Genomic DNA, 21,061 nt, shown 5'->3' with positions numbered 1-21,061 from the left:
GATAGGCCGCGCCCAGCCGCACCTTCAACGCCGCAGCCCGAGCCTCCCACCGGGCGACCTCTGCCAGCCCGTCCAGGCAATCATCCGCCAAATCCCGCAACGGATCGTCCCGCAACGGACCAGCACCCCGGCCGACACCGGCCACGGACGAACCACCGCCGTCAGCGCCGGCCCCGGCGACGGGATCCAGCGCCGCAGTCAACACCGCGACAGCCGCCACAGCCTCCCTGCCATCGGCACTCCAGTCCGTGCTTTCCATACACCCAAACTAGCGCGCACCTACGACATTTTTCACGAACCCGGCAGCGCCGCGGGACGCCAGCCCGGACGGCTGCCGAAGATGGGGTTGCCGAAGCCAGAAAGGTTGCCTCAAAGGCGAGATTGTTGGACCAACCCGCTCGGCAGGAGGCTGGCCACGCTGGTCCCTGCGCCTCGGCAAATGGCGGCGCATGGAGGCCACCTAATCCCGTGCCTGCCTATGACAGCGCTGACCTCACCGGGCCTGCGGGGGCGCCGCTCTCCCCCACGACCACTGCCAGCACACCGAGCCCGGCATGGGCCGCCAGCACGGCCGGAAGCGCGCTGATCTGGACGGGCGGACTGCCGGGAACCGCCGCGGCCAGCTCCAACGCCAACTGTTCAGCCTCGGCCGGGTTGCCGAAATGGTGCACGGCGATCCTGGCCAGCCCCGCGGGCCGTCCGGCGGCGTCCGCCACGGCGATTTCCTTGAGCCGCGCGATGGCCTTGGCCGCGGACCGTACCTTCTCCAGCGGCACCACCTTGCCGTCCTCGACCGCGAGGATGGGCTTGATCGCGAACATGGTCCCCCAGAGCGAGGCCGCGGCGCCGATCCGTCCGCCGCGCCGCAACTGTTCCAGGCTCGGCACGTAGAAGTACACCTTGGTACGGGCCAACCCCTGCTCGGCCGCCTCCCGCACGTCTGCCGCTGCCCTGCCGTCCGCGGCAGCGCCAACGGCGTTCTGGACCGCCATCCCCTGCGCCATGCCCACAGTACGGGAGTCCAGGACCTCCACCGGGATGCCCACCCGGGCGGCGGCGAGCCGGGCCGAGTCGACCGTTCCGGACAGGTCCCCGGAAATGTGGAGCGACACAACGGATTCAAAGCCATGCCGCTGGGCTGCCAGGTAGGCCTGTTCGAACTGGCCGGGTGAAGGCCGCGAGGTCTTGACCGGCGTCCCGCTCGCCAGGGCCAGGGCAATCGCGTCGGTGATGTCGTCCTCACCCTCGCCGTAGATCTCCGCACCCACCATCACGGGCATGGGGACCACCGTGAGCCGCCCGTCGACGGAGACGGCACGAACCCAGTCAGCCGGGAGGGCCGCAGCGGAGTCGGTGACGACGGCCGTCCGGACGACGGCGGCGGGTCCCGTAACGGGGGCCGCTGGTAATGGCCGGGCCTGGCGGAACCCGCTGAGGCGCTCCTTCAGCCACGGCCACCCCGCGGGGTCGCGGTGGGGCACGAAGCACCTCCTGCTGTCTGCACATGCTGTCGGGACACGCTGTGGCGGCCGGCCGCCAGTCCACCCCGGCGGCCGGTTCCTGGATTGAGCCGGTTCCTGGCTTGACCTGCCCGGCTAGGCCGGGACGATATTGACCAGTTTAGGCGCCCGCACGATCACGGTGCGGATCCCGCGCCCGTCGAGGGCGCGCTGGACGTTTTCCGAGGCCAGCGCCAGCTCCCGCAGGTCGTCCTCGCTGATCTCCGGCGAGACTTCCAGACGGTCGCGGACCTTGCCCTGGACCTGGACGACGGCGGTCACCGTGTCCTGCACCAGGAGTGCCTCGTCGTGCGTCGGCCAGCCGGCGTTGGCCACCGAGGCGGGGTGCCCCAGCACGTTCCAGAGATCCTCGGCCGTGTAGGGCGCGAACAGGCTCAGGATGACCGCGACGGTCTCGACGGCTTCACGGACGGCCGGATCCGCACCGCCGGCGCCGCCGGCTGCATCTATGGTTTTGCGGGTCGCGTTGACCAGTTCCATCAGCTTGGCCACGACCACATTGAACTTGTTGTGGTCCAGCAGCGCCTCCGCGTCGGCGATCGTGCGGTGCGTGACGGTGCGGAGGGCCCTGTCGCCGGTGGCGTAGTCAACGCCCGGTGCGCTGGTGACGTCCTGTCCCAGCCGCCAGGCGCGGGCCAGGAACTTTGCGGAGCCCGACGGCGACACGTCGGCCCAGTCTACGTCGTCCTCCGGCGGGGAGGCGAAGATCATGGTGAGCCGGACGGCGTCGACGCCATACTTGTCCAGTTGCTCGCCCAGGTCAACACCGTTGCCCAGGGACTTGCTCATGGCCTTGCCGCCGTTGAGCACCTGGCCCTGGTTCAGCAGGGCGCTGAACGGTTCGTCGGCCTCGATCATGCCCAGGTCGTGGATGACCTTGGTGAAGAAGCGGGCGTAGAGCAGGTGCAGGATGGCGTGCTCGACGCCGCCGACGTACTGGCCGACCGGCATCCAGTCGTTGATCTTGGCGGGATCGAACGGGCCCTGCGTGTACTGCGGGGAAACGAAGCGCAGGAAGTACCAGGAGGAATCCACGAAGGTGTCCATGGTGTCGGTGTCGCGCTTGGCCGGCCCGTGGCAGCTGGGGCAATCGACGTTGACCCAGCTTTCGACGGCGGCCAACGGCGACGTGCCCTTCGGGGACAGGTCCTCGCCGCGCAGGTCGGCCGGCAGCGTGACAGGCAGCTGGTCGTCCGGGACCGGGACTTCCCCGCAGGACGGGCAGTGGATGATCGGGATTGGGGTGCCCCAGAAGCGCTGCCGGCTGAGCAGCCAGTCGCGCAGGCGGAAGTTCACGAACTTCTCGCCCGTGCCCTGCTGCTGCAGGATCTCGATGGCGGCAGGGATGGCTTCTGCCTTGGGCAGTCCGTCCAGGGCGCCGGAGTTGATCAGGGTCCCCTCGCCCGAGGTCGCGGTACCGCTGACTGCGGGATCTTCCCCGCCCGTGTCCAGCACGGCGCGGACCGGCAGGTCGAAGGTGCGGGCGAAGTCGAGGTCGCGCTGGTCGTGGGCCGGGACGGCCATGATGGCGCCGGTGCCGTAGTCGGCCAGAACGTAGTCGGCCGCCCACACGGGCAGCTTCTCGCCGTTCAGCGGGTTGATGGCGTACCGGCCGGTGAAGACGCCGGTCTTCTCCCGTTCGGTGGACTGGCGTTCGATTTCGGAGAGCGCCTTGACCTGTTCGCGGTAGGCGTCCAGGGCCGCGGAGTGTTCCTCCGTGACCAGTTCGACGGCGATCGGCGCGTCGGCGGCGACGACGAAGAACGTCGCGCCGTACAGGGTGTCCGGGCGGGTGGTGAACACCGTGACGTCCTTGGCGGGCTTGCCGCCGTCGGCCTCGATCACGAAGGTGACGTGCGCGCCCTCGGACCGGCCGATCCAGTTCTTCTGCATGGCCAGGACGCGTTCGGGCCAGTGACCGCGCAGTTCGTCCATGTCATCGAGCAGCCGGTCGGCGTAGTCGGTGATCTTGAAGTACCACTGGTTCAGCGACTTCTTGGTGACCGGGGTGCCGCAGCGCTCACAGGCACCGTTGACCACCTGTTCGTTGGCCAGCACCGTCTGGTCCTTGGGGCACCAGTTGACCGGGGAATTCTTGCGGTAGGCGAGGCCTCGCTCGTAGAAGCGGGTGAAGAGCCACTGGGTCCAGCGGTAGTACTCCGGGTCGGAGGTGTGGATCCGGCGGGACCAGTCGGCAGAGATGGCGTAGCGCTTGAACGACGCCGCCTGGGTATCGATGTTGGCGTAGGTCCACTCGCTGGGATGGGCGTTGCGCTTGATGGCAGCATTCTCGGCGGGCAGCCCGAAGGAGTCCCAGCCGATCGGGTGCAGCACGTCGTAGCCCTGCTGGCGGAGGTAACGCGCGACGACGTCGCCCATGGCGAACGCCTCGGCGTGGCCCATGTGCAGATCGCCCGAGGGGTACGGGAACATGTCCAGCACATACCGCCGCTCCTTCGAGCCGTCGTCGACGGGCGTGAAGACCTTGAGGTCTTCCCAGACCTGCGGCCACTTGGCTTCCATGGCCGCGAAGCTGTAGGCACCCTCTTCGGGGGTCTGCGCTGCGACTGCTGCTGTTCCGGTCTCTGTCTCCGGCTGAACGCTCACTGCTGGCCTCTTCTGTTCTGTCAAGCCTTATGTTCCGTTAAGTCTTGTACCGTCAAGTCTTCGTCAATCCGAGGCAGAGCTTGTGTCCCTGCCCCGCACGCTCCCCTGCCGTCAGCCCAAAAGGTTCCAGACACACAAAAGCCCCTCGACACGGAGGGGCGGCCGCTCGGCAATCCTGAGTTCTCGTCGGGATGCCGGGCGGCTAGCTAAGCAGGAGGATCGCACGCATAGCTCTACTTTAGCGCCTCCGGCTGGTTCGTGGGGAAACGGCTGCGTTGTTCCGGATCCGGGCCGCAACGCGGCGAGGCGGGCTGTACGGCCGGAGCAGTCATTGGCCCCCGGCCCTGCGAGTCCAAATTGTTACAAATGCACCACCCGGAAGGACCCGGTACCTACTTCACCGCGTGGCGGCTCCGCCGGGCCTTCAGCACCATCAGAAGAAGGTACAAGGAACCTCCAAAACAGGTAGTTATCCGTGCCGGCGCCAGTAGATTTATCCGTGTTTCCAGGTAGCCGGAACTTACCTGTTGACAGATTGTCGTGTACAGGAGAGCCAACCCGCAGATTCGGCATTCGGCGCAAACATTAACTCCTTGCCAAACCCTGTCAAGAGGATCACTATGCACTCAAGATGTGCGGGGGATTCGCAAAAGGTCTCGGGTTGAGGAGCCTGACATGTATCTCTTGCGCAGTTCTACCCTGCCACAACTCTTTAATCCGGCCGAGCGCTGCAGCGCGACCGGAAGCAGCCTGGAAACGGCCTAGCCATGTTTGGCTGGATTGCCCGTTTCAGCCTGCAGTTCCGCATCCTGGTGCTCGCGCTCGCCGCCGGAATCATCGCCTTCGGCATTGTGACTGTCCCCCGCATCGCCGTGGACACGATGCCCGAGTTCGCACCGGCGCACGTCGAAATCCAGACAGAGGCCCTTGGCCTTTCCGCTGTCGAAGTTGAACAGCTCATTACCTCACCGATGGAAGCCGACCTCCTCAACGGGGTGGCCTGGCTGGACGAGATCCGCTCGAAGTCCGTCCCTGGGCTGTCATCCATCGAGCTCGTGTTCGAGCCGGGCACGGATTTGTTGCGGGCCCGCCAGCTCGTGGCTGAGCGGATGACCCAGGCCGTGGCGCTGCCGAATGTGTCGGCTCCGCCGCTGATCATGCAGCCCATGTCCTCCACCAGCCGGGTGCTGATGGTCAAGATGAGCTCGAAGCAACTCTCCGGCATCGAGATGTCGGTCCTGGCCCGGTGGAAGATCAAACCGCGGCTGATCGGCATTCCCGGTGTGGCGAACGTTTCCCTTTGGGGCCAGCGCGAGCAGCAGCTCCAGGTCGAGGTCACCCCGACGCAGCTGCGGGACAAGGGAATAACGCTTGAACAGGTCATCAAGACCACGGGCAATGCGGTGTGGGTGTCGCCGCTCAGTTTCCTCGAAGCGTCCACCCCGGGCACCGGCGGCTTCGTCGAGTCTCCCAGCCAGCGCCTCGGCATCCAGCACGTCCTCCCGATCCGGACCCCGGCCGACCTTTCCAAGGTCAGCGTGGAGGATTCGACGCCGGCGATGCTCCTGGGCGATATTGCCCAGGTCAGGGAAGACCACCAGCCCCTCATCGGCGACGCCGTCGTGGGACAGGACGCCGGCCTGATGCTGGTCATCGAGAAGTTCCCCGGGACCAGCGCAGTGCAGGTCACCGAGGATATCGAGGCGGCCCTCAAGGACATGGAACCCGGCCTGACCGGGGTCCAGCTGGACACCACCGTCTTTCGCCCGGCGACCGCCGTTCAGGACTCGGTGAGCGGCCTTGGCCTTGCGCTGTTGATCAGCCTGCTGATCGCGGTCGGCCTCTTCTGGCTGCTCTTCCGCTCGTGGCGCGTGGCGGTGATTGCGCTCGCGGCCATAGCCACCACCGTCACGACGGCGGCCGTGGTCCTGTACGCGCAGAACGCCGCCTTCAACGTCACCGTGCTGGTCGGCATGGTCCTCGGAATCTCAGTGATCGTGGGCGACATCGTGGAGGACGTACAGGCCCAGCGGCGCCGGCCCCTCGCGGCCCAGGCCACGGAAACCGAGGCCACGCTGAGGTCCGGGATCATCGCTGGTGTCAGGAGTGTCCGGACCCCGTTGTTCCAGGCCTCGCTGATCATGATGCTGGCCCTCATCCCGACGTTGTTCGTGACCGGGATCGGCGGCTCGTTCTTCACGCCCCTGTTCTGGTCCCTGGCGCTGGCCCTTGCGGCCGGGCTGCTCGTCGGGCTCTCGGTCACCCCGGTCCTGGTGCACCTCCTGCTGCCAAAGGAGACTGCGCCCCGGCGGGACTCTCCCGCCGCCGGCCGGGCCCGCGCGGGCTACGACCGCGCGCTCACGGGCGCCCGTTCCCGCCGGACCCTCACGCTGGTGGCAGTTGCTGTCGTCGGCGTGCTTGGCCTGGCCGCCGGATCCCAGTTGATCGGCAGCCGTCCCGTCGTCCCGACACTGCCGGACAAGACCCTGCTGGTCCAGTGGGACTCCATGGCCGGCACGTCCAATGCCGAGGTGCGCCGCATCGCGTCCAAGGCCTCTGACGAACTGAAGGCACTGCCGGGTGTTTCCGGAGTCGGCGGGCACATCGGCCGTGCCATCACCTCGGACCAGGTTGTGGGCAACAGCGCCGCAGAGTTGTGGGTATCCATTGCCCCGGACGCTGACTTCGGCGCGACGGAGCAGGCGGTCCGGGACGTGGTTCAGGGCTATCCCGGCATCGCGCACAACGTCGTGAACTATTCCGAGCAGAAGATCGGGGACATGCACAGCACCCTGGAGCCCGGGTTCGCGGTCCGGGTTTATGGGACGGATATGGCGGTCCTGCGGGAAAAGGCGGAGGAAGTCCGCAAAGCCCTGGAGAACATCAACGGCGTCAAGAACCCAACCATCAACGCCGTACCCATGACGCCGATCGTGGAGGTCGAGGTCAATCTCGAAGCCGCCCAGAAGTTCGGCATCAAGCCCGGCGACGCCAGGCGCGCAGCAGCGACCCTGATGCAGGGCATCGTCGTGGGCAACCTCTTCGAACAGCAGAAGGTGTTCGAAGTGGTCGTACGCGGTGCGGTTGACGTCAGGGATGACCTGACCAGCATCCGTGAACTGCTCCTCGACACCCCCACCGGCGGACACGTCCCGCTCGGCGAGATTGCCACGGTCCGGATGGTCCCCAACGAGGTCGTCGTGATGCACGATGACACGTCCCGGCGGATCGATGTCCAGGCCGATGTCAGCGGACGCCCGCTGGCCGACATACAGCGGGATATTGAAGCCGCCATCAAGCAGATCCAGTTTCCGGTGGAATACCACGCAGAGATCCCGGCCAAGTATGCCCAGTTGCAGGCCGCCGACGCCCTCGTCCTTTGGCTTGCGGCGGCTGCCCTCCTCGGGGTGTTCCTGCTGCTCCAGACGGCGGTGCGGAGCTGGAAGCTGGCCCTGGCCGTCTTCCTGGCACTTCCGGCGGCGCTCGCCGGGGCGGCTGTGGCCGCCTGGATCGGGACAGGAACGATGTCGTGGATTGCCATGACAGCCTTCGCGGCGGTCCTGGCGATAGCCGCCCGCAACGCAACACTCCTATCCGCCCGTGTCGATGAGCTGTGGCGTTCCCAGCCGCAGTCGTCCCGCGCACAGGTCGTCATGACGGCAGCCAGGGACCGGGTATCGCCGGTCCTGACGGCCGCCCTCGTGACGGTGCTCGTGCTGATTCCGCCCGCAGTGACAGGCGGTGTCGGCCAGGCGGTGATCGCCCCGATGGTCCTCATTATCGGCGGCGGCATCGTGACCACAACACTCGTGGCGCTCTTGGTCCTCCCGCTGCTGGCCCTGTGGTTCGGTCCCCGTACCGCCCCGGAAGAGTGGTCGGAAGCCTACGAAGCGGAAGTGCCCGTTCAGCCCGTTATGCAGGAAAAGGTGGAAGCAAAATGACCAGCCAAAAGCCCCAACGGCGTCTGCCCCTGGCGGCAGCTGTCTGTGCCGCCGCTCTCTTCACCCTTCCGGCCTGTGCCCAGTCCTCAGCGGTTACACCTGTATCGGCTGCGGAGGCCCCCGCCAAAGTGGAGAAAAACGCCACGACCGGTATCGCGAAGCTGACGCTGACCGACCACGGCCTGGCCCGCATCGATCTCAAGACGGAACCCGCGGCGGCGGGCAGCGGGACGGACGTGCTGCTTCCCTATGCTTCGCTGCTGTATGACGCCAACGGCAAGACCTGGGTTTACACCAACCCGGCCCCGCGGGTGTTCGAGCGCCGGGCCGTCACGGTCACCAAGGTCGAAGCCGGGGTGGTGACGGCCAGTGAAGGCCCCGCCGTGGGGACTCCCGTGGTGACGGTGGGCGCGGTCGAACTGTTTGGCGCCGAGTTCAACACAGGGAAATGACATGCGCCGGATAGTCGCAGCCAGCCTGAGGTTCAGGTCGATCATCATCGCGCTGGCGGCGGCGCTGATGATCGTGGGCGGCGCGCAACTCAGCAGTGCCTCGGTGGACGTGTTCCCCGAGTTCGCGCCGCCGAAGGTGGAAGTCCAGACAGCCTGCCTGGGACTTACCGCCGCCGAGGTCGAGGAACTGGTGTCGGTTCCCATGGAGGAGGCATTCAACGGGATCGACGGCCTCGACCACATGAGGTCCAAATCGGTGCCCCAGCTCTCGTCGATTGTGATGGAATTCAAGAACGGCACGGATCTGCTCACCGCCAGGCAGCTCGTGTCCGAGCGCATGGCGACGGTCATCCCGACCCTGCCTACCTGGGCTGCACCGCCGCTGATGCTGCAGCCCTTGTCGTCCACCAGCCGTGTCATGAAAATCGGCCTGTCCTCGGACACCCGGTCGCTCATTGAAATGTCCATGATTTCCTACTGGAACATCAGGGCCCATCTGCTGCGCGTTCCGGGGGTGGCCAATGTCGCCATCTGGGGCGAACGCCTCCAGATGCTTCAGGTGCAGGTGGATCCGGCCAGGCTGGCAGCCCACAACGTCACCCTGGAAGCCGTGATGAGCTCAACGTCCGATGCCCTGGACGCGGGCCTGCTGCACTACTCCCCCGGTGCCCTCATCGGAACGGGCGGCTCGATCGACACACCCAACCAGTCCATTGGCATCCGGCACGTCCAGGCCATCAAGTCGCCGGAAGAACTGGCGAAGGTGGCGGTGACGGACCGTGATGGACAGGCCCCGCTGCGGCTGTCCGACGTCGCCAACGTGGTGGAAGACCACCAGCAGCTGATCGGCGATGCGGTGATCAATGGCGGTCCGGGGCTCATGCTGATCGTTGAGAAGCTCCCCTGGGGCAACACCCTCGAAGTGACGCGCGGGGTGGAGGCGGCGCTGAAGCAGCTCGAACCGGGCCTCACCGGGATTGCCGTGGACACCACCTTGTTCCGGCCGGCGACCTTCATCGAGGAATCCCTCGGCAACCTGGGCGTGGCCCTTCTGCTGGGCTGCCTGCTGGTCATCCTGGTGCTGAGTGTCTTCCTCTTCCAGTGGCGGACGGCGCTGGTCAGCGTGATGGCCATCCCGTTGTCGCTGATGGCCGCGGCCCTGGTGCTTTACTGGACCGGGGGCACGATTAATACGATGGTGCTTGCGGGGCTGGTGATTGCCGTCGGGGTGGTGGTGGACGATGCCATCATCGACGTCGAAAACATCGTCCGGCGGCTCCGGCACCACCGCGCCAGCGGCGGGACCGGAAGCACCGCCAGGGTCGTGGTCAACGCCTCGATCGAGGTCCGCGGACCGATTGTGTACGCCACTTTGATCATCGTCGCCGCGACGGTGCCGATCTTCTTCCTGGACGGGTTGACCGGGGCGTTCTTCCGCCCGCTGGCCACCGCCTACACCCTCGCGGTGATGGCGTCCATGGTGGTTGCGCTCACCGTCACGCCGGCGATGGCGTACATCTTCCTCCGGAACGCCAAACTGGAGGACCGCGATCCACCCGTGGTCAGGGTGCTGAAGCGCTGGTACGGCCAGTTGCTCCGGCCCATGGTCCGCAGGCCCGCCCCGGGGTATCTTGCCCTTGGGGCCCTGGGTGTCATCGGCCTCGTCGCGGCGCCGCTGCTGGGCCAATCACTGCTCCCGTCCTTCAAGGAACGTGACTTCCTGATGCACTGGCTCACCCAGCCCGGCACGTCCAACTCCGAGGAAGTCCGGGTCAGCCAGCTGGCCTGCAAGGAACTCATGACCATCCCCGGGGTGAACAACTGCGGGTCCCACATTGGCCAGGCGTTCAACGCCGACGAGGTGGTGGGCGTCTACTTCGGTGAGAACTGGATCAGCGTTGACCCTGCGGCGGACTATGACGAGACCCTGGCCGCCGTGCAGGAGGTCGTGAACGGCTACCCGGGCATCGTGCGTGACGTCCAGACCTACCTCAAGGAGCGCATCCGCGAAGTCCTGACAGGCACAGGCTACGCCGTCGTCGTGCGCGTCTACGGCGACGACCTGGCGACGCTGCGCCAGGAGGCCGACAAGATCAAGGGCATTCTGGGCGGCATCGACGGCGCCATCGGCGCAAAGGTCGCCCTCCAGACCAACATTCCGCAGATCAACGTGGAAGTGAATCTGGATGCCGCCAACCGCTACGGGCTGAAGCCCGGCGACGTGCGACGTGCCGCCGCCACCCTGGTTGCCGGCGAGGAGGTCGGCGACGTCTACCGGGACGGCAAGGCCTACGACGTCCAGGTGTGGAGCGCGCCGGAGACCCGGACCAGCGTCACGAGCATCGAGAACCTCCCGCTCGACACCCCCTCCGGGCAAAGGATCCGGATGGCTGACGTCGCCACAATTGCGGTCAAACCCACCCCCAATGTCATCGAGCGCTCGGAGGGATCCCGGCGCATCGATGTCAGCGCCAACGTCAAGGAGGGCGACCTTGCCAAGGTCGTGGAGAAGCTGAAGTCCGAGATGGAAACGATCCAGTTCCCGGTCGGCTACGAGGCGGTTGTCCTCGGCGAATACGCCGAACGCCAGGCCGCCTCGCAGCGCCTGCTGCTCTACTCGGCGGGTGCGGTCATCGTGGTCTTCCTCCTGCTCCAGGCGGCATTCCGGAGCTGGCGGCTGGCCATCCTGGCCCTCCTGACGTTGCCGGTCGCCCTGGTGGGGGGCGTGATTGCCGCCCACCTCAGCGGCGGGATCCTGTCGCTGGGATCCCTCGTCGGCTTCCTGACGCTGATGGGCATCGCGGCCCGCAACGGCATCCTGCTGATCAACCACTGCCAGCACCTGGAGCAGTTCGAGGGCGAGACGTTCGGACCTGCGCTGGTGCTGCGCGGCGCTTCCGAACGGTTGTCGCCGATCCTGATGACAACCCTCGCCACAGCCTTGGCCCTGGTGCCTCTGGTGGTGATGGGGAACATCCCCGGCCACGAGATTGAACATCCCATGGCGGTGGTCATCCTGGGCGGCCTTGTCACGTCGACGCTGGTCAACCTGTTTATTGTCCCCTCGCTGTACCTGCGGTTCGCCAAGAAGGGACCGAAGCGTGAGCGGCGGCCCCACCAGCCCCAGCCGGCGCCCGCCGTCTAGCCGCTGCCAACCACCACCCCAAGAAAGAAGCCTCTGACATGGCTCTATCAGGAAAACGCTTCACGGCGTACGGCTCCGCAGTCCTGCTGGTGCTGGCGACGCTGACGGTCACAACGGCGGCCACCGCCACCGCCGCACCGGGTCCAAAGGAACTCTGCGGACCCGGCTCGGAGATCGACTTCGATCCCTGGGAGTTCCCTACCTCGCCGCGGATCAACAACAAGTGGTTTCCGCTGAAGCCAGGGATGCAGTACACCACCGACGGCACGGTCACCTCGGCGGAAGGAACCAGCGCGCACAAGGTGGTCCATACCGTCACCGGCCTGACCAAGGTCATCGACGGGGTGAACACCCTGGTGATGTGGGACCGGGACTACTCCGACGGAGAGCTGGCTGAATCCGAACTGGCGTTCTTCGCCCAGTCGGAGGATAACGACGTCTGGCTCTTCGGCGAGTATCCGGAGGAGTATGAGAACGGCAAGTTTGTGGGTGCGCCCAGCACCTTCATGAGCGGGATCGCCAAGGCACAGGCCGGAATCGCCATGCAGGCCCATCCGCGGACCGGCACATCAGCGTATGTGCAGGCGTATGCCCCCAAGGTCGATTTCCTGGACTGCGGCAACGTGATCAAAACGAACCGGCACGTCTGCGCACCGACCGGATGCTACGACGATGTGCTGGTGATCGACGAATACAACCCGCTGGATCCCCCCGACGCCGGGCACCAGCGGAAGTTCTACTCCGCCGGGACCGGTCTCGTCCAAGTCACCGCAGTGGGCGGTGCCCAGCAGGAGACCATGGACCTGGTCAAGATCCGCAAGCTCAGCGACGCGCAGCTCAGGAAGGTCAACGAGCAGGCCCTGGAACTGGACAACCGCGCCTACGAGGTCAGCAAGGATGTGTACGCCAAGACGCCGCCCGCCGTCGAGGTCGCTCCCCGGCACGGGGACTGACTCGCTGTCCGTCTCCGGGGGCTAACGGGAAGATCCCCGGCCAGCGTGGCTGGCCGGGGATCTTCGTTGTCCCTGAGTGGCGCGGAACGGCTACTTGACGTCCTCGTCGACCCAGTCCATGGACTTGGTGACGGCCTTCTTCCAGAGGCGCATCTGGCGCTCGCGTTCCGCCTGGTCCATCTGCGGCTCCCAGCGCTTGTCCTCGGACCAGTTGGCTGAGCATTCGCCGAGGTCCTTCCAGAAGCCGACGGCCAGGCCGGCGGCGTAGGCGGCACCCAGCGAGGTGGTTTCCACGACCTTGGGCCGGATTACCGGAACGCCGAGGATGTCCGCCTGGAACTGCATGAGCGCGTCGTTGGCAACCATGCCGCCGTCGACCTTGAGTTCCGTCAGCGGAACACCCGAGTCCGCGTTGACGGCGTCGAGCACCTCGCGGGTCTGGAACGCGGTGGCCTCCAGCGCCGCGCGGGCGATGTGGTTCTTGTTCACGAAGCGGGTCAGCCCGACGATCGCGCCACGGGCGTCGGAACGCCAGTACGGAGCGAACAGCCCGGAGAACGCCGGCACGATGTACACGCCGCCGTTGTCCTCGACCGAGGCCGCCAGCGTTTCCACTTCAGCGGCGCTGCTGATCATGCCGAGGTTGTCCCGCAGCCACTGCACCAGCGAACCGGTGACGGCAATGGAGCCTTCCAGGGCGTAGTGCGGCTTGGCGTCGCCGAGCTTGTAGCCGACGGTGGTCAGCAGGCCGTTCTTGGAGTGGACGATTTCCTCACCCGTGTTGAAGATAAGGAAGCAGCCGGTGCCGTAGGTGTTCTTGGCTTCGCCGGCGTCGAAGGCGGCCTGGCCGAACGTCGCCGCCTGCTGGTCGCCGAGGATGCCGGCAACCGGAACTTCGCGCAGCAGCTGGGAAGTGTGGACCGTGCCGTAGACCTCGGAGGAGGACTTGATGGCCGGCATCATCGAGGCGGGAACACCGAAGGCGTCCAGGATCTCCTGGTCCCAGGAGAGCGTCTCGAGGTCCATGAACATGGTCCTCGAGGCGTTGGTGACGTCCGTGACGTGGACACCGCCGTCGGTCCCGCCGGTGAGGTTCCAGAGCACCCAGCAGTCGGTGTTGCCGAAGACAAGGTCCCCGGCCTCGGCCTTGGCGCGGGCACCCTCGACGTTATCCAGGATCCACTTGATCTTGGTGCCGGAGAAGTAGGTGGCCAGCGGCAGGCCGACCTTTTGCTTGAAACGCTCCGGTCCGCCGTCCTTGGCCAGTTCGTCCACGATCGGCTGGGTGCGGGTGTCCTGCCAGACGATCGCGTTGTACACGGCCTTGCCGGTCGTTTTATCCCAGACGACGGCGGTCTCGCGCTGGTTGGTGATGCCGACGGCGGCGATGTCGTGGCGGGTCAGGTTCGCCTTGGACAGGGCGGAGGCGATGACTTCGCGGGTGTTGTTCCAGATCTCGGCGGGATCGTGCTCCACCCAGCCTGCCTGCGGGAAGATCTGCTCGTGTTCCATCTGGCCCGAGGAGACGATGTTGCCGCTGTGGTCGAACACGATGGCGCGGGTGCTGGTGGTGCCCTGGTCAATGGCGATTACGTACTGGTTCATGTTGACGTCCTTGTCTTGGGGCTGGCAGTTGAATGTGTCAGTAGGGGTGGTTTAGGCGGCTGCGGTGGCGATGATCGGCACGACTGCTGCGACGAGGCCGGCGAGGCCTCCGCCAACCAGCGGTCCGACGACGGGAATCCAGGAGTAGCTCCAGTCTGAGGAGCCCTTGCCCTTCATGGGCAGCAGCGCGTGGGCGATGCGGGGGCCAAGGTCGCGGGCCGGGTTGATGGCGTAGCCGGTGGGTCCACCGAGGGAGACGCCGATGCCGACAACCAGCAGTGCCACAGCGAGCGGGCCAAGACCCGACGGTGTTCCGCCGAAGGTGAGGATGACGAAGACGAGGACGAAGGTGCCGATAATCTCCGTGATCAGGTTCCACGGGGTGGAGCGGATGGCCGGACCGGTGGAGAACACTGCCAGCTGGCTGGCGGGCTCGGGCTCGGCGTCGAAGTGCTGCTTGTACGCCAGCCACATCACGACGGCGCCGACGAAGGCTCCGAGCAGTTCACCGCCGAAGTAGGTGAGCGTGGAGGCGAAGTCGACGGGTACGCCGGGGGCGTACTCCTTCTTGCCGTTGACCAGCAGGCCGAACGTGACGGCGGGGTTCAGGTGCGCCCCGGACTGGGCGGCAACGTAGACGCCGGAGAAGACGGCGATGCCCCATCCCCAGGTGACCATCAGGAACCCGCCGTTGTTGCCCTTGGTGCCTTTGAGTGCAACGTTTGCCACAACGCCGCAACCCAGCAGGGTCAGCATTGCGGTACCGAATACTTCGGACAGGAAAACTATTCCAAGAGACATCTTTGACTCCTCTATTTTCTGTTGTCAGCCCCTCGCGAGTTTGAGGGGCTGTTGGGCCGGCAGTGCGGTAGCGCCGCCGGCCGGCCACTGCGCCGGCCCCCAGGGAACCACGCAGTCCTTGCGCCCGGACGTCCCCCGTCCGGGGCCGGGGTCCATCAGGAGACCAGGCTGTGGACCTGGACGCCGTGGAACCGTTTGAGCACCTCCTGAGCGTGGCTGATCTCGGCGGCCCGGGTTGCCGCGTCCCAGCCCAGCGGACCGGCGAGGATGTCGGCAACCTCGTTCAGCAGTTCGCCGGTCACCAGCCCGCGGAAGGCCAGGGAGGTGCGGCGGATCAGGACGTCGATCAGGTGCCCGATCTGCTCGTTCCGGGCCATAAACTCCAGTTCGCGGACGCTGAGTTCGCGGGTCGAGTGCAGGAGCCGGTCCGGGGTGGCGTCCGGGGCGCCATCGAGGAAGCTGATGACTTCCCCGGCGCGGGTGCCGTAGCGGGTCAGCAACCCGGCGGTGCGGTCCGCGTCGCGGCCGGCCGCCATGTGCGCCTTGATCCAGCGCTGCACGCCGTCCTCGCTGTCGGGGAAGCCCGCACCGCCGCCGATGGCGAGTTTCGCCGTCGAGACCTTTCGTTCCATCCCGAGTTCGGCGAGGACATTGTTGCTCAGGTGTTCGGCGAGGGCCCGGAAGGTGGTCCACTTTCCACCGACGAGGCTGAGCACGACGGCGCCGCCGCTGTCCGTCGCGGCGGGGCCGGCACCGGCGCGGCGTTCGATCCGGTAGTCGCGGCTGACAAAACCGGGCTGGGTGGCGTCGTGCCTGGGCAGCGGACGGACTCCGGCGAAGGTGTAGACGATCTGGTCACGGTCAACGGTGATGTCCGGGAACACGTGGCCGATCAGGTCGAAGAAGTAGTCGATCTCGTCCTCGGTGCACACGGCGTCCGCGGCCATGTCGGCGTCGACGTCCGTGGTGCCGACCAGCACCCGGTCGCCCATCGGGTAGATCAGCACAATCCGGCCGTCGGTGTGTTCGAAGAAGATCTCGCGGCCGTTGCAGGCGGCCAGCAGCTCCGGGTGGTCCAGCACGATGTGTGAGCCCTTGGTGCCGCCCATGAAGGCCGATGCCGCGCCCATCGCCTGGTTGGTCTGGTCGACCCAGGCGCCGGTGGTGTTGACGATGACGTCCGCGGAGAATTCGAACAGTTCACCGGTGAGCTCGTCCCGGAGTTCCACGGTGCTTCCGGTCCGGCCGGATCCAGCAGCGTCCCTGACGGCCACGAGAGAGAGGTAGTTGCTGGCGCGGGCGTCACTGGGGCCCGCGGCGCCGGCCTTTTCGCCGTCCTGCAGCACGTCCAGGGTCAGGCGCTCCGGGTTGTGGACCGACGCGTCAAAATACGTGGCCGCGTACTTGATGCCCGGGTGCAGGCGCGGCAGTTCGGCCAGGGCACGCTTGCGGCCGCGGAACTGGTGGCGCGGCACGGTGCCGCCGTCGCGGGAAAAGAAGTCGTACATGCTCAGGCCGAGCTTGATCAGGAACGCGCCGCGTTCCTTGGGGGCGCCCTGCTGCTTGTGGGTCAGGAAGCGCAGCGGAGCGGCGAGGATCCCGGAGAACGTGCTGAAGATCGGGATGGTGGTCTGCAGCGGCTTCACGTAGTGCGGTGCGATGCGCAGCAGCCGGTTGCGTTCCACGACCGATTCCTGGACGAGGCGGAACTCGCCGTTCTCGAGGTAACGGATGCCGCCATGGATCATGTGCGAGGAGGCGCCGCTGGCCCCCTGGCAGTAGTCCCCGCGCTCCACGAGGGCGACGTCCACACCCTGCAGGGCGAGGTCCCGGAACGTGCCCACTCCGTTGATGCCGCCGCCGATGATCAGCACCTGCGCGTGGGGCCGCGTCCGCAGCTTCTGCACCGATGCACGCTTGCCGGCTGATGCCTGGTTGCGGGCTGAATCCTTCTGTCCCAAGAACTGCTCCTTTGGGTTTGGTCCTGTGCGGCGCGCCCTGGGGCGCGGCGCCGTTCAACACTATTCTTTGGAGTAATGGAAAATGGAGTCAAGCACTATGCACAAACGTGCAGAACGGAAATGGGATGACGCCCTCACGCAGCTCCGACGCCCTCCGCGCCGCCCAGTTGTATTACCTGCAGGACCTGACCATGGACGCGATTGCCCGCGAGCTGCGCACGTCCCGGTCCACCGTGTCGCGCCTGCTGTCCTCGGCCCGGGAATCGGGACTGGTGCAGATCCAGATCCGCAGTCCGCTGGACACCGGGCCCGAACTGGAGAGCATGATCCGCGCCGAATACAGGGTGGATGTGCACGTCGTTCCGGTGGTGGACACGCTGAATGAGGCGGAAACACTGGACCGGGTGGCCATGCAGGCCGCCCGCACGATCGGCCCGCTGGTCGACTCCAATGCCATCATTGGCGTCGCATGGGGCTCCACCCTGAGCGCCGTCAGCCGGCACCTGACCCGGAAGATCACCCACGACAGCGTGATCGTCCAGCTCAACGGTGCGGGCAACATGCAAACCACGGGCATCACCTATGCCTCCGATATCATGCGCCGCTTTGGCAGCGCCTACGGGGCGCGGGTGGAACAGTTTCCGGTGCCGGCGTTCTTCGACCACGCCGCGACCAAAAGGGCCATGTGGAATGAGCGCAGTGTGCAGCGGATCCTCGAGCTGCAGGCCCGCATGAGCATCGCGATTTTCGGTGTGGGGTCGGTCGACGCCGACTACCCCAGCCACGTGTATGCGGGCGGCTACCTCGATGAGGACGACCTGAGCGTCCTGGCCACCTCCGACGTCGCGGGTGATGTTGCCACCGTGTTCTTCCGCGCCGACGGGTCCTCGGACGGCATCACCCTCAACGAACGCTCCACCGGCCCGGACCTTGCGCAGCTGCGGCAGGTGCGCCGCAGGATCTGCGTGGTGTCGGGGGCCTCCAAGATCAACGGCCTGCGCGGCGCCCTCGCCGCGGGCCTGGCGACAGACCTGATCCTCGACGAGGCCAGCGCCCGGCGCCTGGTCAGCTTCGACTCTCTGTCCTGAGCCGGAGGGGCCCGCGGAGTCGGTAAAGTCGATGGTATGAAACCCTCGCCCCGGCTCAGCCTCAACAACGGTGTACTGATCGACCAGTTGGGGTTCGGACTCTACAAGGTGCCTCCCGCCGACGCTGCCGGGCTCGTCACCATGGCGCTCGAGGCCGGCTACCGGCACTTCGACACCGCCGCCATGTACGGCAACGAGACCGGCGTGGGCCGCGGCATCGGCGCACTGTCCGGTTTCGTGAACCGCGACGACGCCCGCGGCGGCTCCGGTGAGTCCTCCCCCTCGCTCTCGCGGGAGGACCTGTTCGTCACCACCAAGCTCTGGAACGACGACCAGGGCTACGATGCAACGCTGCGCGCCTTCGACACGTCCATGGCCAACCTTGGACTCGAATACGTCGATATGTACCTGATCCACTGGCCCTGTCCGCAGCGCGGGCTGTACTCCGGGAGCTACAAAGCCATGGAAACGCTCTACCGGGAGGGCCGGGCACGGGCTATCGGAGTCTCAAACTTCCAGCCGGCCCACCTGGACCGCCTGCTGCAGAGCGCGGAAGTGGTCCCGGCCGTCAACCAGATCGAGCTGCACCCCTGGCTCCAGCAGGAGGAACTGCGCACCCTGCACCGCGAGCTCGGAATCACCACCGAGGCGTGGAGCCCGCTGGGCCGCGGCCAGGTCCTGCAGGACGCGGTGGTACTGGACCTCGCGGCAGCGCACGGCAAATCCCCGGCACAGATCATCCTCCGCTGGCATGTCCAGCTCGGCAACGTCGCCATCCCCAAAGCCAGCTCCTACGCCCGGATCAGGGAAAACCTGAACGTCTTCGGCTTCAGCCTCGACGACGCCGCCATGGACGCCCTGGCCGGTCTGGAACGTGGCTTCCGCACCGGCTCCAACCCCGACTCCGTCAATTAGGACGTAACGAATGGAACACGTGGCCACCGGTCCCTCCCCCACCACTCCCCTGTTCAGCGCCGGGCTGGAGGCCCGCACCCGTGCCGCCGAAGTGGTCCTGGACGGCACCCGGGCCGCGTACTGGAGCTACGAGCCTGTCCAGGTGACCCCGGAGACGCGGACCATCCTGGTGGTCCACGGCTTCCGCGGCGACCACCACGGGCTGCTCCGGGTCGCGGACCAGCTCCCCGACATGCGGCTCATCATGCCGGATCTGCCAGGCTTTGGCAGCTCCGCCGCTTTCACCGGTGCCGAACACAGTGTGGAGCGCTACGGCCGGTTCATCGCCGATTTCATGAAGGCCCTGGACCTCGGGCCGGACACGGTCCTGCTGGGGCATTCCTTTGGCTCCATTGTCGCAAGCCACTATGTGGCGGCCCACCCGGGCACGGTCTCGGAGCTGATCCTGGTCAACCCGATCGCCGCCCCCGCCCTCGAGGGACCCAAGGGGCTCATGACCAAACTCGCTGTCCTCTACTACGAAGCAGCTGCACGCCTGCCGCGCCGGCTGGGACAGGGCCTGCTGCGCAGCCAGCTGATCGTCCGGGTCATGAGCGAGACGATGGCGAAGACCCGGGACAAGCAGCTCCGCCGCTTTGTGCATGCCCAGCACAGCTCCTATTTCTCCGCGTTCGCGGACCGGGAGAGCCTGCTGGAGGCGTTCAAGGCCTCGGTCGGCAGCAACGTCGCCGAAGTGGCCCGCAGCCTCACCCTTCCTGTGCTGCTGATCGCCGGCGAAAAGGACGAGATCGCCACGCTGCCGGACCAGCACACCCTGCTGGCCCTGCTGCCGGACGCCCGCCTTGACGTCATCCCCGGCGTCGGCCACCTGATCCACTACGAAACCCCGGAACCCGCCGCGGGTTTCATCCGTCGCTTCCTGAAGGACCATTCCGCGTGAAAATCATCATCGATGCCCGCTTCACCCGGCTGGACCACCATGACGGCATCAGCCGCTACGGCGCCAGCCTGATCGCGGCCACCTCCAAAATCGCCGACGTCTCCATGCTGATCAGCGACGTCCGCCAGCTGGCCCTGTTGCCGGACGTGCCGTACACCCTGATCAACAGCCCGCTGTCCCCGGCCGAGTTGTTCGTCGCCGGCACGGTCAACAAACTCGGCGCCGACGTCGTGGTGTGCCCGATGCAGACCATGGGCAGCTGGGGCCGGAAGTACCCGCTGGTGCTGACCCTGCATGACCTGATCTACTACGAGCACCCGGCGCCTCCGGGCTTCCTGCCGGCTCCCGTCCGGGTCCTCTGGCGCCTCTACCACAAGGCGTTCTGGCCGCAGCGCCTCCTGCTGAACCGGGCGGACGTCGTCGCGACCATCAGCTCCACGACGGCAGCGCTGATCGCAAAGTACCGGCTGACCCGGTGCCCCGTCCGGATCGTGGGCAACGCCCCGCAGCACGGCCACACGCCGCGGGACCCCGGGGCCGGAGCGGACAAAACGCTGCTCTACATGGGCTCCTTCATGCCGTACAAGAACGTGGAGACCATGATCAGGGGCATGGCGGAGCTCCCGGACATGAGCCTGCACCTGCTCAGCCGGATCACCCCCGAACGCCGGGCGGAACTTGAGGCCCTGGCACCGGCCGGCGCGCACATCGTCTTCCACAACGGCGTGACCGACGACGAGTATGAGGCCATGCTGGGACGCACCACCGCCCTGATCAGCCTCTCCAGGGCCGAGGGCTACGGACTGCCCCTCGTTGAAGCCATGTCCCACGGCACCCCCGTGATCGCCAGCGACATCCCGATCTTCCGCGAGGTGGGCGCCGACGCCGTCAGCTACGTCCACCCGGATTCGCCGGCGGAATTCGCCGCCGCCGTGCGGAAACTCGAGGACCCGGACCTGTGGAAGGCCCGTTCCCGCCGCTCGGTGGAGCGTGCCGCGGACTTCAGCTGGGATGAGTCCGCCCGCCGGCTCCTGGACGTGGCCGAAGAGGCCATGGCGCTGCGCACGCGCCACGCCCGGCATCCGAAGGACGCTGGCCGGAAGTAGCCAGGGCGAACAACGACTCCGCACCGC

General features: G+C 66.7%; 13 protein-coding genes and 1 pseudogene. 8 read left to right on the top strand and 6 right to left on the bottom strand.

Going from position 1 to position 21,061, the window contains the following annotated elements; genetic code table 11:
- From ACZY0Y_RS13620 to leuS, 3 genes and pseudogenes are all read right to left on the bottom strand, one after another.
- Positions 1-259, bottom strand: a pseudogene (locus ACZY0Y_RS13620) (hypothetical protein); the annotation flags it as partial.
- A 217-nt stretch (positions 260-476) separates the two neighbouring features.
- Positions 477-1,481 (bottom strand): DegV family protein, encoded by a 1,005-nt coding sequence (locus ACZY0Y_RS13615; RefSeq protein WP_463958504.1) that lies wholly within the window; start codon positions 1,479-1,481, stop codon positions 477-479.
- Positions 1,482-1,595: 114 nt separating this feature from the next.
- A complete protein-coding gene (leuS, locus tag ACZY0Y_RS13610) occupies positions 1,596-4,127 on the bottom strand; it encodes a leucine--tRNA ligase (RefSeq protein ID WP_463958502.1) in 2,532 nt (843 codons plus the stop codon).
- 767 nt (positions 4,128-4,894) lie between these two features.
- On the opposite strand from leuS, the gene ACZY0Y_RS13605 reads away from it, so the two are divergent.
- From ACZY0Y_RS13605 to ACZY0Y_RS13590, 4 genes are read left to right on the top strand one after another with little or no spacing between them, the layout of a single operon-like run.
- Entirely contained in the window at positions 4,895-8,068 is a 3,174-nt protein-coding gene (locus ACZY0Y_RS13605; protein WP_463958500.1) for an efflux RND transporter permease subunit, read from the top strand.
- Positions 8,065-8,520, top strand: a complete 456-nt coding sequence (locus ACZY0Y_RS13600; RefSeq protein WP_463884081.1) for a hypothetical protein — start codon at positions 8,065-8,067, stop codon at positions 8,518-8,520. Before ACZY0Y_RS13605 ends, ACZY0Y_RS13600 begins: the two co-directional genes overlap by 4 nt.
- 1 nt (position 8,521) lies before the next feature.
- Complete coding sequence (locus tag ACZY0Y_RS13595; RefSeq protein ID WP_463884083.1) at positions 8,522-11,665, top strand: efflux RND transporter permease subunit; 3,144 nt, start codon at positions 8,522-8,524, stop codon at positions 11,663-11,665.
- A gap of 38 nt (positions 11,666-11,703) precedes the next feature.
- Positions 11,704-12,618: a hypothetical protein gene (locus tag ACZY0Y_RS13590; RefSeq protein ID WP_463958498.1), complete on the top strand. Its 915-nt coding sequence runs from the start codon at positions 11,704-11,706 to the stop codon at positions 12,616-12,618.
- A 90-nt stretch (positions 12,619-12,708) separates the two neighbouring features.
- On the opposite strand, the gene glpK is transcribed toward ACZY0Y_RS13590, so the two are convergent.
- The 3 genes from glpK to ACZY0Y_RS13575 form a co-directional block, all read right to left on the bottom strand.
- Positions 12,709-14,223 (bottom strand): glycerol kinase GlpK, encoded by a 1,515-nt coding sequence (gene glpK / locus ACZY0Y_RS13585; protein ID WP_160665713.1) that lies wholly within the window; start codon positions 14,221-14,223, stop codon positions 12,709-12,711.
- Positions 14,224-14,274: 51 nt separating this feature from the next.
- Positions 14,275-15,024, bottom strand: a complete 750-nt coding sequence (locus ACZY0Y_RS13580) for an MIP/aquaporin family protein (protein ID WP_463884086.1) — start codon at positions 15,022-15,024, stop codon at positions 14,275-14,277.
- A gap of 155 nt (positions 15,025-15,179) precedes the next feature.
- Complete coding sequence (locus ACZY0Y_RS13575; protein ID WP_463958497.1) at positions 15,180-16,985, bottom strand: glycerol-3-phosphate dehydrogenase/oxidase; 1,806 nt, start codon at positions 16,983-16,985, stop codon at positions 15,180-15,182.
- A 125-nt stretch (positions 16,986-17,110) separates the two neighbouring features.
- Between ACZY0Y_RS13575 and ACZY0Y_RS13570 the strand changes: the two genes are divergently transcribed.
- The 4 genes from ACZY0Y_RS13570 to ACZY0Y_RS13555 are packed head-to-tail and all read left to right on the top strand — an operon-like array spanning position 17,111 to position 21,034.
- Entirely contained in the window at positions 17,111-18,073 is a 963-nt protein-coding gene (locus ACZY0Y_RS13570) for a sugar-binding transcriptional regulator (protein WP_463884090.1), read from the top strand.
- A 36-nt stretch (positions 18,074-18,109) separates the two neighbouring features.
- Complete coding sequence (locus ACZY0Y_RS13565) at positions 18,110-18,988, top strand: aldo/keto reductase (protein ID WP_463884092.1); 879 nt, start codon at positions 18,110-18,112, stop codon at positions 18,986-18,988.
- Between the two features lie 10 nt (positions 18,989-18,998).
- A complete protein-coding gene (locus ACZY0Y_RS13560) occupies positions 18,999-19,928 on the top strand; it encodes an alpha/beta fold hydrolase (protein WP_463958495.1) in 930 nt (309 codons plus the stop codon).
- Positions 19,925-21,034, top strand: a complete 1,110-nt coding sequence (locus ACZY0Y_RS13555; RefSeq protein WP_463958493.1) for a glycosyltransferase family 4 protein — start codon at positions 19,925-19,927, stop codon at positions 21,032-21,034. The genes ACZY0Y_RS13560 and ACZY0Y_RS13555 overlap by 4 nt, the downstream gene beginning before the upstream one ends.
- Positions 21,035-21,061 lie beyond the last annotated feature (27 nt).

This window comes from Pseudarthrobacter kochi (assembly GCF_055412805.1).
Note: the sequence above shows the minus strand (reverse complement) of the source record. Positions and strands in the feature narration are given on the sequence as shown.